The 15017-nt window shown below is 44.0% G+C and carries 12 protein-coding genes and 1 pseudogene; 4 read left to right on the forward strand and 9 right to left on the reverse strand.

All coding sequences use genetic code 11. From position 1 onward, the window contains the following. Positions 1-150 precede the first annotated feature (150 nt). The 5 genes and pseudogenes from lon to OW495_RS23900 all read right to left on the reverse strand — a co-directional run. Positions 151-2502, reverse strand: a complete 2352-nt coding sequence (gene lon / locus OW495_RS21640; protein ID WP_017110085.1) for an endopeptidase La — start codon at positions 2500-2502, stop codon at positions 151-153. A gap of 132 nt (positions 2503-2634) precedes the next feature. Next, positions 2635-3915: an ATP-dependent protease ATP-binding subunit ClpX gene (gene clpX / locus OW495_RS21645; RefSeq protein WP_017110086.1), complete on the reverse strand. Its 1281-nt coding sequence runs from the start codon at positions 3913-3915 to the stop codon at positions 2635-2637. A gap of 81 nt (positions 3916-3996) precedes the next feature. Beyond that, positions 3997-4623, reverse strand: a complete 627-nt coding sequence (clpP, locus tag OW495_RS21650) for an ATP-dependent Clp endopeptidase proteolytic subunit ClpP (protein WP_004736080.1) — start codon at positions 4621-4623, stop codon at positions 3997-3999. A gap of 105 nt (positions 4624-4728) precedes the next feature. Beyond that, positions 4729-6027, reverse strand: a complete 1299-nt coding sequence (gene tig, locus OW495_RS21655; protein ID WP_017110087.1) for a trigger factor — start codon at positions 6025-6027, stop codon at positions 4729-4731. 293 nt (positions 6028-6320) lie between these two features. After that, positions 6321-6503, reverse strand: a pseudogene (locus tag OW495_RS23900) (hypothetical protein); the annotation flags it as partial. Positions 6504-6665: 162 nt separating this feature from the next. Here OW495_RS23900 and OW495_RS21660 point away from each other — a divergent pair. From OW495_RS21660 to OW495_RS21670, 3 genes are all read left to right on the forward strand, one after another. After that, positions 6666-8474, forward strand: a complete 1809-nt coding sequence (locus OW495_RS21660) for an ATP-binding protein (RefSeq protein WP_102513113.1) — start codon at positions 6666-6668, stop codon at positions 8472-8474. A gap of 60 nt (positions 8475-8534) precedes the next feature. After that, complete coding sequence (locus OW495_RS21665) at positions 8535-9884, forward strand: sigma-54 dependent transcriptional regulator (RefSeq protein ID WP_065104868.1); 1350 nt, start codon at positions 8535-8537, stop codon at positions 9882-9884. A gap of 78 nt (positions 9885-9962) precedes the next feature. Beyond that, complete coding sequence (locus tag OW495_RS21670) at positions 9963-10136, forward strand: hypothetical protein (RefSeq protein ID WP_289888313.1); 174 nt, start codon at positions 9963-9965, stop codon at positions 10134-10136. A 61-nt stretch (positions 10137-10197) separates the two neighbouring features. Here the strand turns inward: OW495_RS21670 and OW495_RS21675 are convergent, their stop codons facing one another. The 3 genes from OW495_RS21675 to OW495_RS21685 form a co-directional block, all read right to left on the reverse strand. Then, positions 10198-11559 (reverse strand): TRAP transporter large permease, encoded by a 1362-nt coding sequence (locus OW495_RS21675; protein ID WP_004736074.1) that lies wholly within the window; start codon positions 11557-11559, stop codon positions 10198-10200. 2 nt (positions 11560-11561) lie between these two features. Next, positions 11562-12317 (reverse strand): TRAP transporter small permease, encoded by a 756-nt coding sequence (locus OW495_RS21680; RefSeq protein WP_016791994.1) that lies wholly within the window; start codon positions 12315-12317, stop codon positions 11562-11564. 65 nt (positions 12318-12382) lie between these two features. Beyond that, complete coding sequence (locus OW495_RS21685; protein WP_012604509.1) at positions 12383-13378, reverse strand: TRAP transporter substrate-binding protein; 996 nt, start codon at positions 13376-13378, stop codon at positions 12383-12385. A 346-nt stretch (positions 13379-13724) separates the two neighbouring features. Between OW495_RS21685 and OW495_RS21690 the strand changes: the two genes are divergently transcribed. Further along, on the forward strand, positions 13725-14132 hold the full coding sequence (locus tag OW495_RS21690; protein ID WP_016784706.1) for a thioesterase family protein: 408 nt from the start codon (positions 13725-13727) through the stop codon (positions 14130-14132). A gap of 20 nt (positions 14133-14152) precedes the next feature. On the opposite strand, the gene OW495_RS21695 is transcribed toward OW495_RS21690, so the two are convergent. Further along, positions 14153-14980 carry a 4'-phosphopantetheinyl transferase superfamily protein gene (locus OW495_RS21695; RefSeq protein WP_102513114.1) on the reverse strand — a complete coding sequence of 276 codons (828 nt, stop codon included), beginning with the start codon at positions 14978-14980 and terminating at the stop codon, positions 14153-14155. Positions 14981-15017: the final 37 nt, after the last annotated feature.

The following is a 15017-nucleotide window of genomic DNA, read 5'->3' on the forward strand; positions in this document are numbered from 1 at the left end:
TGTACGTTCCATTTTGGTTTTAATTTAGCCGCAAGCCTTATTACAAAAGGGATTGCCGCTTTAGTGGAATAACTTAGCGTCCAAAAAAAACGCTGACAAGCCTTTTCGGGCCTATCAGCGTAATTCTTTACTAGTTTTTGCTACGCATCACTATTTTTTCACGTCAAACTCGACCCCTGACGGATCTCGTTCTAGCGCGACTTTAAGTACTTCATCAATCCACTGGACTGGGATCACTTGTAAGTCAGCAATAACATTGTCTGGAATCTCTTCCAAATCACGCTCATTGTCTTTTGGAATCAAGACAGTTTTGATGCCACCACGGTGTGCAGCAAGCAGTTTTTCTTTCAATCCACCGATAGGTAAAACTTCACCACGTAGGGTAATTTCACCTGTCATACCCACTTCCGCTTTCACAGGGTTACCCGTTAAGCTAGAAACAAGTGCAGTACACATTGCGATACCCGCACTTGGGCCATCTTTTGGTGTCGCACCTTCAGGTACGTGAACGTGAATATCACGCTTCTCATAGAAATCTGAATTAATGCCCAGATTTTCCGCACGAGAACGAACCACAGTCATTGCCGCTTGAATCGATTCTTTCATCACATCGCCAAGAGAACCGGTTTGCGTTAGCTTACCTTTGCCTGGCATTGATTCAGTTTCGATAGTCAGCAGATCGCCGCCAACTTGAGTCCACGCTAAACCGGTCACTTGACCGATACGGTTGCTCTCATCCGCTTTGCCGAAGTCATGACGTTGAACACCCAAGTACTCTTTCAGGTTATCAATGTTAACCGTTACAGACTTAAGGCTGCTGTCTAGCAGGATATTCTTAACTGCTTTACGGCAGATCTTAGAGATTTCACGTTCTAGGTTACGTACACCCGCTTCACGCGTGTAATAACGAATAATGCCGACAATTGCAGAATCTTCGATATTAATCTCGTGAGGCTTAAGACCGTTACGTTGAACTTGTTTGTCCAGTAAGTGGCTCTTAGCAATGTTCAGCTTTTCATCTTCTGTGTAACCCGACAGGCGAATCACTTCCATACGGTCCAGTAGCGGGCCAGGAATGTCCATTGAGTTAGACGTTGCAACAAACATCACATCTGATAGATCGTAATCGACTTCTAAGTAGTGATCGTTGAATGCAACGTTTTGCTCTGGATCTAGCACTTCAAGAAGCGCTGAAGATGGGTCACCACGCATATCAGAAGACATCTTATCGATCTCATCTAATAGGAACAGTGGGTTCTTAACACCAACTTTAGACATCTTCTGGATCAGTTTACCCGGAAGTGAACCGATGTAAGTACGACGGTGACCGCGGATTTCCGCTTCGTCACGTACGCCACCTAGAGCCATACGAGTGTACTTACGGCCCGTTGCAGCGGCAATCGAGCGACCTAGTGAGGTTTTACCTACACCAGGAGGACCAACAAGACAAAGGATTGGACCTTTTAGCTTGTTAATTCGGTTTTGTACTGCCAAGTATTCAAGGATTCGTTCTTTAACACGCTCTAAGCCGTAGTGGTCTTCATTCAAGACCTCTTCCGCTTTCGCTAAATTCTTCTTAACTTTTGAACGCTTAGCCCAAGGAACACCAACCATCCAATCAATGTAGCTACGTACTACTGTTGCTTCAGCAGACATTGGCGACATCATTTTCAGTTTTTGCAGTTCTTGCTCGGTTTTTTCACGAGCTTCTTGAGGCATTTTTGAATCTTCGATCTTCTTCTTCAAAGTCTCGAATTCATCAGGTGCGTCATCCATCTCGCCCAGTTCTTTCTGAATCGCTTTCATTTGCTCATTCAGGTAGTACTCGCGCTGAGATTTCTCCATCTGCTTCTTAACGCGGCCACGAATGCGTTTTTCAACTTGCAGGATGTCAATTTCTGACTCCATTTGGCCCATTAAGAATTCCAGACGTTCAGTCACATCTGCAATTTCTAGAACGTGCTGCTTATCTACCAACTTAAGTGGCATGTGCGCTGCAATCGTATCGGCTAGGCGTGCTGCCTCATCAATACCGTTCAGAGACGTTAGAACTTCTGGTGGGATTTTTTTGTTTAGCTTAATAAAGCCTTCGAATTGATTGATCGCGCTGCGAACAACCACTTCTTGTTCTTTTTCGTCAAGTTCTGAGGTTACAACGTATTCGGCATCCGCTAGGAAAAATTCACTTTCTTTAAATTGGTGAATTTTTGCACGCTGCTGACCTTCAACAAGTACTTTTACAGTACCGTCAGGGAGCTTAAGTAACTGAAGAATGGTAGCAACGGTACCTACATTAAATAGGTCTTCGATTGAAGGCTCATCAGTGTCCGCTTCTTTCTGCGCTACAAGTAGTACTTGTTTGTTAGCTTCCATTGCCGATTCAAGGCAAGTAATCGATTTTTCACGACCGACAAACAATGGAATAACCATGTGTGGGTAAACCACTACATCACGTAGAGGTAGCACGGGGATTTCGATACGCTCGGAACGTTCCAAGTTCATATATTTCTCTCTTCCGCTTTAACTTATAAAGCAGTATATGGGGCTTAAACGACTGGATTCAATGGAAGAATAAAAAAAAGGAGGTAATTGCTTACCTCCTTTTTCAATTTGAGTGACTTGTCTAAAAAAGACCTACTCTGCAACCGCGGCTTGGTTATCTGAGTTGCTGTAAATCAATAGTGGTTCTGACTCACCATTAATTACCGACTCATCAATCACAACCTTGCTTACATCTGTCGAAGATGGCAGTTCGTACATAGTTTCTAGTAGAACACCCTCCAAGATAGAACGCAGACCACGAGCACCCGTTTTACGTTCCATTGCTTTCTTAGCAATCGCACGTAGAGCATCTTCGCGGAATTCTAATTCAGTATCTTCGATTTCAAACAATGCTGCGTACTGCTTAGTAAGCGCATTCTTCGGTTCACAAAGAATTTGAACTAGAGCTTCTTCGTCAAGTTCTGTCAATGTCGTTGTCACGGGTAGACGACCAATGAATTCCGGAATTAGACCGTACTTCACCAGATCTTCAGGTTCAACTTGAGTGAACAATTCACCCACAGTTTTTGCTTCATCTTTTGAACGCACTTCTGCGCCAAAACCAATGCTCGAACCTTTTTCTACACGTTGTTCAATCACTTTATCTAGGCCAGAGAATGCTCCGCCACAAATAAATAGGATCTTAGACGTGTCCACTTGCAAGAACTCTTGCTGTGGATGCTTACGACCACCTTGAGGTGGAACTGAAGCAACTGTACCTTCAACAAGTTTTAGTAGAGCTTGCTGTACACCTTCACCAGACACGTCACGCGTGATTGATGGGTTTTCAGCTTTACGAGAAATCTTGTCGATTTCATCGATGTAAACAATGCCACGTTCCGCTTTCGCTACGTCATAATCACATTTCTGAAGCAACTTCTGGATGATGTTTTCAACATCTTCGCCCACGTAACCAGCTTCGGTTAGTGTTGTTGCATCTGCCATTGTGAATGGAACATCTAGGAAACGAGCCAGTGTTTCAGCCAGTAGCGTTTTACCACTACCAGTAGGACCGATAAGAAGAATGTTACTCTTACCTAGCTCTACGCCTTCAGCTGTCGTGTCACCATTACGTAAACGTTTGTAGTGGTTGTATACCGCAACTGCTAGCACTTTTTTCGCGTATTCTTGACCGATTACATAGTCGTCAAGATGCTCACGAATCTCACGCGGCGTTGGCAGCGATTCCGATTCTTTCTTAGGAAGAACATCTTTAATTTCTTCACGAATAATGTCGTTACAAAGATCGACACATTCATCACAAATGTAAACAGAAGGACCTGCGATTAACTTGCGAACTTCGTGTTGGCTTTTGCCACAGAAAGAGCAGTAAAGCAGTTTACCGCTACCACCCTCTTTGCTTTTATCTGTCATTCGCTAACCTCTTAGCCTTTACTCTCTATGCTTGAGTGTATATCAATTTGAATCACTTTGCGTTAAACAATTGCCGTGCAATTATTGACCGCGGTGATTAAGAACTGAATCCACTAAGCCGTATTCTACTGCTTGATCAGCAGACATGAAATTGTCACGATCTGTATCACGCTCAACAACTTCTAGAGGCTGACCTGTATGCTCTGCCAATAGTTTGTTTAGCTTTTGCTTGATCGTTAGGATCTCTTGCGCGTGAATTTGAATATCAGACGCTTGGCCTTGGAAGCCGCCAAGTGGCTGGTGAATCATTACACGTGAGTTTGGAAGCACGTGACGCTTACCTGGAGTACCACCCGCTAGTAAGAATGCACCCATAGAGCAAGCTTGACCCATACATACTGTGCTCACGTTTGGCTTGATGAACTGCATTGTGTCGTAGATAGACATGCCCGCTGTTACGCTACCGCCAGGTGAGTTGATGTAAAGATAGATATCTTTGTCTGGGTTTTCTGATTCCAAGAAAAGCAGTTGAGCCACGACAAGATTTGCCATGTGGTCTTCCACTTGACCTGTTAAGAAAATGATACGTTCTTTTAATAGACGAGAATAAATATCGTAAGAACGTTCACCACGGGAAGTCTGTTCAACCACCATAGGAACTAGTGCGTCCATAATCGATGGCATTGTGTTTTTTTCTTGGTAGCTCATATTCTTATGTCCCTAAAATAAATGGCCCGAATGATTAAATCATACGGACCATTGTTAGCAGAATTGTTGACCGTACGTCAACCTTCTACGTCAGATATTACTATATTAAGCAGGTTGCTGATTCATTAGCTCGTTGAAGCTAACTTCTTTATCAGAAACTTGAGCTTTAGCGATGATTGCATCAATAGCTTGCTCTTCTAGAGCAACATTGCGCATGTTGTTCATCATTTGCTCGTTTTGCTCGTAGTAAGCAATAACTTCAGTTGGATCTTCGTATGCTGTAGCCATCTCTTGGATGATAGCTTTAACTTTTTCGTCGTCAGCTTTTAGTTCTTCAGTCTTGATTACTTCACCAAGAAGAAGACCTACAACTACGCGACGTTTAGCTTGCTCTTCGAACAGCTCACGTGGAAGTTGGTCAGCAGCTTCAGTGTTGCCACCAAAACGTTGAGCAGCTTGTTGACGAAGAACACCGATCTCTTGATCGATAAGAGCAGAAGGTACGTCGATGTTGTTTTCGTTAACTAGACCGTCGATTGCTTGCTCTTTGATGCGGTTCTTAACAGCTTGCTTAAGCTCACGCTCCATGTTCTTACGAACTTCAGCTTTAAGACCTTCAACACCGTCAGCAGCGCCAAACTTAGAAACGAATTCTTCGTTTAGTTCTGGAAGTTCACGAGCTTCAACTTTGTTGATCTTGATTGCGAACTTAGCAGCTTTACCTTTTAGGTTTTCTGCGTGGTAATCTTCTGGGAAGTTTACTTCGATTTCAAATTCCATACCTGTTGTTTTACCAACGATACCGTCTTCAAAACCAGGGATCATGCGACCAGCACCCATCTCTAGTGGGAAGTTCTCAGCTTTGCCGCCTTCAAACTCTTCACCGTCGATAGAACCAACGAAGTCGATAGTTGCACGAGAACCAGCGTCAGCTGCAGTTTCAACTTCAGTCCAAGTTGCTTGTTGCTTACGTAGAGTTTCGATCATCTCTTCAACGTCAGCTTCTTTAACTTCTACTGCTGGTTTCTCAACAGTGATGTTTTCTAGACCTTTCAGCTCAACTTCTGGGTAAACTTCAAAAGTTGCGTTGAATACTAGGTCAGCGCCTGCGTTGTTTTCAACTGGTGCGAAAGTAGGTGCGCCAGCTGGGTTGATTTTCTCTTTAACGATCGCTTCGATGAAGTGACGTTGCATTACTTCGCCCATCACGTCTTGACGTACTGCTTGGCCGTACATTTTAGCAACCATCTTCATTGGCACTTTGCCTTTACGGAAACCATCGAAACGACGGTTTTTCGCGATGTTGCGTAGTTCAGCTGTAACTGCATCTTCGATGTTAGCAGCAGGAACAGTAATATTAAGACGGCGCTCTAGGCCTTCTAGCGTTTCAACAGTAACTTGCATTATATAAACCTCAAAACTGGCTCAGTAATCTGAGCATATGAGCCGTAACTTAGCTTTTATTCAAAGCCGACGTTGTTAGCTTCATTCTTGTGTAGTGCTCTATCCGAACACCTAATTTAAAATCGAGCATTGATGTCTGAATTGATTATTCAACCAAACACCAGACTAATCAGCGATATCTTCGTTCTTCACGCGTCGATTAAAACGCAATAAAGCTTGTTTTCAGAAACAAGAAAGGTATCTCCGATTAGCCTCAGGACAGAAATTTTAGACGCGACATTCTAGCGATCTGTTTAATCTCTGTCGAGCCGTTCGCCTCTGCTTGATGATGAATGCTCTAAATTCGTCCAACTAAATGATACAAAAACGATCAAATCATCACTTAGCACATCAGAAATGGGGACAATAGCGACTTTTTCAAGGGAATGGAGGGCTTTTTTTGCTAAAAACCTTAAAAAGAGATCTTGCTCTTGTTTTACCCCTCAGAGTCGATAACTTTTTCAACAATCTCCATTACAAGGCCTTAACCTATTCTGAGCTGCTAACTCTTAAATTTCCGTAAAAATAGCTATTGTTTACGGTCATAAACCCGAGAATGCAGGCTTGTTGATTTTGCCCAGATTTAGCGGAGATCCACCATGTTTCAAGCTTTAAGAGTGCCTGTTTTATTGTTGATCACTTATAGCTTGTTGATGATTATCGGTGGCCACTGGGTATGGAACACCAGCCATCAAAGTTTGTTAAATGATCATCAATCCAAACTCGACCGCTTTTCGGTCCATATTTCAAGCCAACTCGACAAATTCGCGCACATTCCAGAGCTATTATCAAAAGACAAAGAGTTGATTGATGCCCTGCATTCACCCAGTAACTCTGCGCAAATTGAACTCACGAATCGCTACCTACGCCATGTAAACACTGTCATTCAAGCATCAGACACGTATTTACTCGACAGCATCGGCACCACGATTGCGGCCAGTAATTGGAATCAACAGCGCTCTTTTGTTGGACGTAACTTTGCTTTTCGCCCCTATTTCCAACAAGCCATTCTTGGTCATGAAAACCAATACTTTGCGTTAGGTTCGACCTCAGGAAAACGCGGCTATTACTATTCCTACCCTGTATCCTATGCCGCTGAAATTATTGGCGTTATTGTCGTAAAGATGGATTTATCGTTGATTGAAGCCAGTTGGAAAGGCAAGCAGAGCTTTTTTGTTGCTGACGATAAAGACCAAATTGTTTTTATGTCGAGTAATCCTGAATGGCTGTTCAAAAGCCTCCAACCTTTGGGCAAAGAGCAGCGATCTCGTATTAGAGAAAGCCAACAATATCTAGATACCAATATCGAGAGCCTCCATTTCTCCGGCGATTTAGAAAGCGCCACCAGCAGCATTAAGTCGTCTCACCCATTGGTAAAGGAACAGTTCTTTACCTCTTCACGCTTCCTGTCCGACCCTAGATTAACCGTCAGAGTGTTCTCTCCAACTCACCTAGTCTGGTGGGATTTGATCGCCTACCTCGTGGTGTTGAGCTTAGTATTCGCCATTATTTATCTGGCGATACAACTCAACACACATCGTCAACAAAGGCGTGCGCAGATCGACAGATTGCAGTCTGAAGCGAACCAGAAACTTGAATTTCAAGTGCTCGAAAGAACCTCTGAGCTTCATATAGAGATCAAGCAACGTATCGAAACCGAGCGCGTACTCAGACAAACCCAAGATGAACTCATACAAGCCGCAAAATTGGCCGTTCTGGGGCAGATGTCAGCGAGCATCAGCCATGAGCTGAATAATCCATTGGCAGCGATTCGCAGTTATGCAGACAATGGCCGACTTTTTCTCGCCAAAGAAAAGACAGACCGTGTTGATGACAACTTATCGCGGATCTCAGCGCTCACCGATCGAATGGCTAAAATCAGTCACCAACTTCGCTCTTTTGCCAAGAAATCGACCGCAGAAGAGTTACACACGTTGCAAATTTTACCGGTTCTTCATTCCTCAAAAGAACTGATGAAGCCTCAACTCAAGAGCGAGAGGGTCAAAATTAATGAGTTACCCGATGCTTTTGATGTTCGTGTGGTCGCCAATGCTATCCAACTGGAACAAGTCGTTATTAACTTGCTGACCAATGCCATTCAAGCAATGGATCAACAAGACGACAAGCAATTGTCCATCTTGTTGGAGATACGACCACCAAGCACAGACACAACGAGTACACTGCTTATTCATATCGATGACAATGGCCCGGGATTTTCCTCACCTTCGAACGGTGATTTTTTCGAACCTTTCCATACCACGAAGAAAAATGGGCTTGGGTTAGGCCTGTCGATTTCTCAACAAATAATCAGCGGAATTAACGGAAAGTTGATTACAGGTACCAGCCCTCAAGGTGGCGCTCGATTTAGTATCGAGTTACCTATCGTTCCAACAAAAGAATCAGATTAGTCGCTGAGCAAACCAGTACACCTTCACCAATAATAAAAATAAAAGATTAAAGGAATAACTATGTGTCACGTCTATTTCATTGATGATGAATCCGATTTAAGAATGGCCATCGAGCAGAGCTTTGAGCTTGCTGATATCGATGCTGAATTCTTTCCCGATGCAGAATCCGCCTTGCTCGCTATCCAAGCGGATGGTCTTCCCCATGTCATCATCACTGACATTTGCTTGCCGGGTATATCAGGGCATGATCTTCTCAATACCTTGATGCACAAAGATAAAGAACTTCCCGTCATTATGATCACAGGCCACGGTGACATCTCCATGGCAGTGCAAGCCATCCAAGACGGTGCCTATGATTTCATTGAAAAGCCATTCGCAAATGAACGCTTAATCGAAACAACTAAGCGTGCGATAGATAAACGTCAACTCACCCTTGAGAACCTTGAATTAAAGCGCTCGCTCAAGGCCAGTAAAGCACTTGGACCAAGAATCATTGGTGACACACAATCCATGACTGAGCTGCGTTCTATCATCACTCATGTGGCAGACACTAACGCTGACATTTTACTCTTTGGTGAAACTGGCACAGGCAAAGAGTTGGTCGCACGTTCCCTGCATGAACAAAGCAGCCGACGAGAACAAAACTTTGTCGCCGTCAATTGCGGTGCGGTTCCAGAGAACCTGATTGAAAGCGAACTGTATGGACATGAGAAAGGCGCGTTTACTGGAGCAGAAAGCAAACGTGTCGGTAAATTTGAATTTGCTCAAGGCGGAACCCTATTCTTAGATGAAATTGAATCCATGCCAATGCAGGCACAAATACGCCTACTGCGTGTATTGCAGGAACGCGTGATTGAGAGAGTTGGATCCAATAGCTTGGTGCCTCTCGATATTCGTGTGATTGCCGCCACCAAAATCGATCTAAAGAAAGCCGCTGAAGAAGGGACGTTTCGACAAGACCTCTATTACCGACTCAATGTCGTTACCTTAGATTTACCGCCGTTAAGAAGCCGCCAAGAAGACATCCCTGCACTATTTCACCACTTCTTACTTGTTGCTGCAGCTCGCTATGGGAAAACAGCCCCTGCGCTTCCACAAAAGCAGCTCCATGAGCTTCTAGCCCATGATTGGCCGGGAAATGTACGTGAATTACGTAATACTGCAGAACGTTTTGTGTTGTTAGGTAAGCTTTCTCACATGTCAGAGAACAGCACAGACACCGCACATGAAATGTCACTCACCGAGCTGGTCTCTGATTTTGAAAAAAACACGTTAAAGCAAGCGCTTATTGAGTGTAACGGTAGCATAAAAGAGACAATGGAAAGGCTACAGCTTCCCCGAAAAACACTCTACGATAAGATGCAAAAACACCAGCTCACGAAAGAGTCTTATAAGGTAGAACAAAACTAGATTAGATTTGCGAGCAAGATCACCTATACTTATTTTGATAACAGGATGTTATGCAATAAATAGGATAAGGAAATAGGTATGGGTGAGAAAACGAAAGTACCATCGATTACTGATACGTTTGAGATAGACGGTATCTACTACACCGATCAGCATGTCGACTTAAACACACCAGAATTAGAAGCGAAGCGAGCACTGTATGAGCAGATTAACCCTCATTCGAGTCGCGGTAGAAATATAAATGAGGAGGTCTAGTGACCTCCTCATTTTTTATTCCAATAAGACTTTTTCAATTCTAATCACATAGAACGAACCGCTATTTGGTTATGATCTCCGGCCCCATCAATGTGGTTGGTAACCATGTTGATACCCAAGGCACATACGTTACGATAATCAAGAATAAGAACATCACGCCAACCCATGGCAGTGCGGCTTTTACTACGTTCATCATCGACATCTTCGCGACCCCTGCGGTCACAAACAAGTTGAGCCCCACAGGCGGTGTTATCATCCCTATCTCCATGTTCACCACCATCATGATACCAAGGTGAATTGGATCGATACCCAGTGCAATTGCAATTGGGAAAACCAACGGAGCAACGATGATCAGCAAGCCTGATGGCTCCATGAACTGCCCACCAATCAAGAGTAGAACGTTCACCACAATCAAGAAGGTGATTGGACCTAAACCTGCAGACAACATCGATTCCGTGATCATCTGAGGAATACGTTCTTCTGTCAGTACATGCTTAAGAATCAGAGCATTGGCAATAATAAACAGCAACATGATGGTCAGCTTACCCGCATCATAGAGCGTGTCTTTGGTGTCTTTATGGAAAAACGTTTGGAACACTTTCACCAAAGCAGGCTTTGTATTCTTCTTGTCCGCAAACGGGCCCATATCTTTGTAGATAAAGTTGGCAATAAAAAACGCGTAAACCGCTGCAACAGCCGCCGCTTCTGTCGGAGTAAAGATACCGCCGTAGATACCACCTAAAATGATAACAATCAGCAACAAGCCCCAGCTCGCATCCTTCGCGGCTGCGAACATCTCACCCCAGCCCACAAATGGCTGTGCAGGAATTTTCTTAATACGTGCTGCAATGTAGATAGCTATCATCAACATCACACCCGCCAACAGGCCAGGAATAACGCCGCCTAAGAACATACGACCCACAGATACATCCGTCGCCGCAGCGTAAACTACCATAACGATAGATGGTGGAATCAAGATACCCAACGTACCCGCGTTACAGATAACCCCTGCCGCGAACTCTTTTGTGTAGCCGTTTTTGATCATGCCCGCGATAACAATACTACCGATTGCCACTACCGTTGCTGGAGACGACCCAGATAACGCTGCGAACATCATACACGCCACAACCGATGCCATTGCTAAACCGCCGCGGAACCAACCCACCATTGCAATAGCAAAACGGATAATACGTTTCGCCACGCCGCCAGTAGACATAAAGCTAGAGGCCAAGATAAAGAAAGGAATCGCTAAGAGTGTGTAGTGGCCTGCAAATGCATTAAACAGCGTTTGTGCAACGGATGCCAAAGAAGCATCTGAATGCATCAATAAGAATATGACGCTTGATAAACCGAGGGAAATCGCAATTGGCACACCGACCAACATGAAAGCAATTACCATTAAAAATAGAAATAACATTGCCATGATTAGTCTTCCTTACCGTTAGATTTTGTACCCGACTCATTCGCCTTGTTTGGCTTAGTCGAATCCAATACCGCTGTCGCGTCTTCATCAGAACCCGCTAAAACATCAGCTTTCAATGCATCCAGCTCTTCTTCAGCTTCATGGCCTGCAATCATGCGGTCAAGTTTGCCCGTCGCCACTTGATAAGCGATTTGGATGAATCGGAACGTCAGCATTGCCATACCAATCGGCAGTGCCATGTAAGGAATAAAACGTGGCAATTTCTCGTATCGCTCGCCTTCATTCAGCCAGTCGGCAAGAAACTGAAGCATCTCTGGCATTGGAATATCATCGGTTTCATACCAAGCGCGCTCAGTCGCGAACGGGTACCAGTAATTCCAAGAACCGATAAGAAGTAGGATTGAGAATGCTAGGCAACTTGCAACGGCGATTAACGCATACACTTTACGTAGCTTTTCTGGGGCAAGGTTAATGATCACATCAACGCCAATGTGGAAGTGCTTTTTGACGCCATAAGATGCGCCTACTAACACCATCCAAGCGAACATGAACACGGTCAGTTCCAGTGCCCATAAGATGTTGTCGTTGAATGCGTATCGAAACACCACATTGGCAAAAGTAAGTAGCGTCATTGCGCCAAGGAAAAATGCGATTAATGACTCTTCAATCACATCCGTAACTCTTCCGACTTTGGAAAAAAGAGAGGTTTCCAGTGCTGATTCGCTAGAATTTGGTTGTTCCATTTGAGGATTATCCATAATTGACTCCGCTTATAGTTATTTTAATAAGGAGTGGCGAAATGCACGCCACTCCTTTAGCGGTGTTATTGGTTTGAAGCTAACGCTGCATCGATAAGATCTGAACCGATGTCTTTTTCAAACTTCTTCCATACTGGTTGAAGCGCAGTTACCCATGCTTCACGCTGTTCAGGCGTAAGCGTACGAACCTCACCACCCGCTTCGATGATGTTGTTTTTGTTCGCTAGGTTAACTTTTGAAGATTCTGCGTTACGCGTCTCAGACACTTCTTGAACGATTGTGCCAAGTTGCGTACGTACATCTTCAGGTAGGTCTTTCCAGAAGTCGTTCGACGTTACTACCAGGTAATCAAGGATACCGTGGTTAGTTTCTGTCACGCCGTCTTGTACTTCAAAGAACTTCTTACCGTAGATGTTTGACCATGTGTTCTCTTGGCCATCGATAACCTTAGTTTGTAGGCCACCGTATACTTCTTTGAAAGACATCTTCTGTGGGTTAGCACCCAGTTGTTCAAACTGAGCAACCAATACGTCTGATGCTTGAACACGGAATTTCAAACCTTCCGCGTCTTCAGGATTGATAAGAGGTTTGTTTGCTGACATCTGTTTCATGCCATTGTGCCAAAACGCTAGTCCTTGAAGGCCACGACGCTTCATCGCGTTCTTCAACTTTTCGCCAGACTCTGAGTTTTGGAAACGGTCAACAGCTTCTACGTCTTCAAATAGGAAAGGAAGGTCAAAAATGCGGTATTTCTTAGTGAACTTCTCAAATTTAGACAGCGATGGTGCCGCCATTTGAACATCACCATTTAACAGGGCTTCCAGTACTTTATTATCATCGTAGAGTGTTGAGTTTGGGAAAACTTGCATACAAGCTTTGCCATTCATTTCCGTGTTTACTCGCTCTTCCAGTAAAGAAGCGGCAATGCCTTTCGGGTGCTTGTCGGTATTGGTTACATGACTGAATTTAATCACGATTTCACCTGGGTCACAGTTTGCAGCAGCATTAAAACTTGTGAGCGCCAGAGCAGATACAGACAGCAGGGTAAGAGGCTTAAACATTATTATTCTCCTTAGTAAACAAAGCAGCCCTTCAATGGGAACTGCGTGCTTTCACTAAGGCAATTAGCGCGCCACATTGACACAAGCCATTAACAACCCTTTAACCATAAGGCTTCATGATATCGGCCTGCAGTAGTCATCAACTCGCCGCAAAAATTAATGGGTGGAAAATGACACATAGAATATTTGTAAATGGGTGGGAGTTGACCAACACATCACTAATGAATGAGGTCTGACCAAAAGCTCGATAGTCGATGATGCCTTGAAGTAATTTCTACCTATCCTGTAGAGTGCTGCACAACTTAGTCAGATTTACTACAACGCTACTTAATAAGAGTTGATATCAATGAGCCAGATCTACCATCACCCAGTACAAATTTACTACGAAGATACCGATCACTCAGGTGTGGTTTATCACCCTAACTTTCTAAAGTACTTTGAGCGTGCACGCGAACATGTATTGGGTAGCGATAAACTGGCAACATTGTGGAATGAACATGGATTAGGTTTTGCGGTGTATAAAGCCAACATGACTTTCCAAGATGGGGTTGAATTCGCTGAGATCTGCGACATCCGAACCTCTTTTGAACTTGATGGCAAATACAAAACGCTATGGCGACAAGAAGTGTGGCGTAAAGATGCAACCAAACCTGCTGTGATTGGTGATATCGAAATGGTTTGCCTAGACAAAGACAAGCAACTGCAGCCCGTGCCTGCTGAAGTATTAAAAGCGATGCTTGGCGAAACGAACTAACTTCATCTCACCAAACTCGCTTAAAAGAGATGAGACGATGAAAAAGTTCTCATCTCTAATTGCATTAGAAGACTCACCCCACCAAGCGTAACCGCAAATCGATACTGCTCATCCAACTGCCCTAAGCAACATTGCCAATCTGTAGAACTCTCGGTTTGCTCAGTAACATCCAACCCAACTCCACTGTATATGCTGATTTCACCATGCAATCTAATTTCATCCGGCAAGTTTGGCTGAAAATCCGAAGCGTGAAGTGACAGTGTTTGCTCCGTCAGATTGGAGAAATCAAACGAAAAGCTTCGCAACGATGTGGCTAGCCCTTTGCCCGTCGCTTTGATATACGACTCCTTCAGCGCCCACAGATCGAAAAAGCGCTCTCTTTGTTCTTCTTTGTTGAGCTTAAGTAAATCCGTCAATTCCGTATCTGAAAAATAGTGCTTCATGATCGAGTCGATATTGGTCGAGCTTCTGGCATGTTCGATATCGACGCCTAATTGAAGTGACTTCCCTTCTCTCTGGCAAACTGCGATTAACAAATGTTCTTTGCTATGACTGATATTGAAATTCAGGCCGGTTTCTATTTGTTGTTTCTCAATTAATCTTGGCTTCCCTTTCTCACCATATTCAAAGCGCCACGCTTCAGGCATCAAATCAGAATAGCTAGACAGCACCTTTCTTAGGTAGTTTCGAACATACAAAGCTTGAGTCTGAGATGAGGGCATTCGATAGCGTTCAACTTTGGCTATCTCGTCGGTTGTCAGTCTCTTTTTGAGCTGAGATACAATGTCTGGCTGGTCATTCAAGTTACTCAGAGAACATAGCCACAAATCAACAACGGGAGTTTTCATTCAACTCGAACTCACTTCTATAAATCACTCTTCAAAA

It is taken from the genome of Vibrio sp. 14N.309.X.WAT.E.F5, assembly GCF_030397615.1.
Taxonomy (GTDB): domain Bacteria; phylum Pseudomonadota; class Gammaproteobacteria; order Enterobacterales; family Vibrionaceae; genus Vibrio; species Vibrio lentus.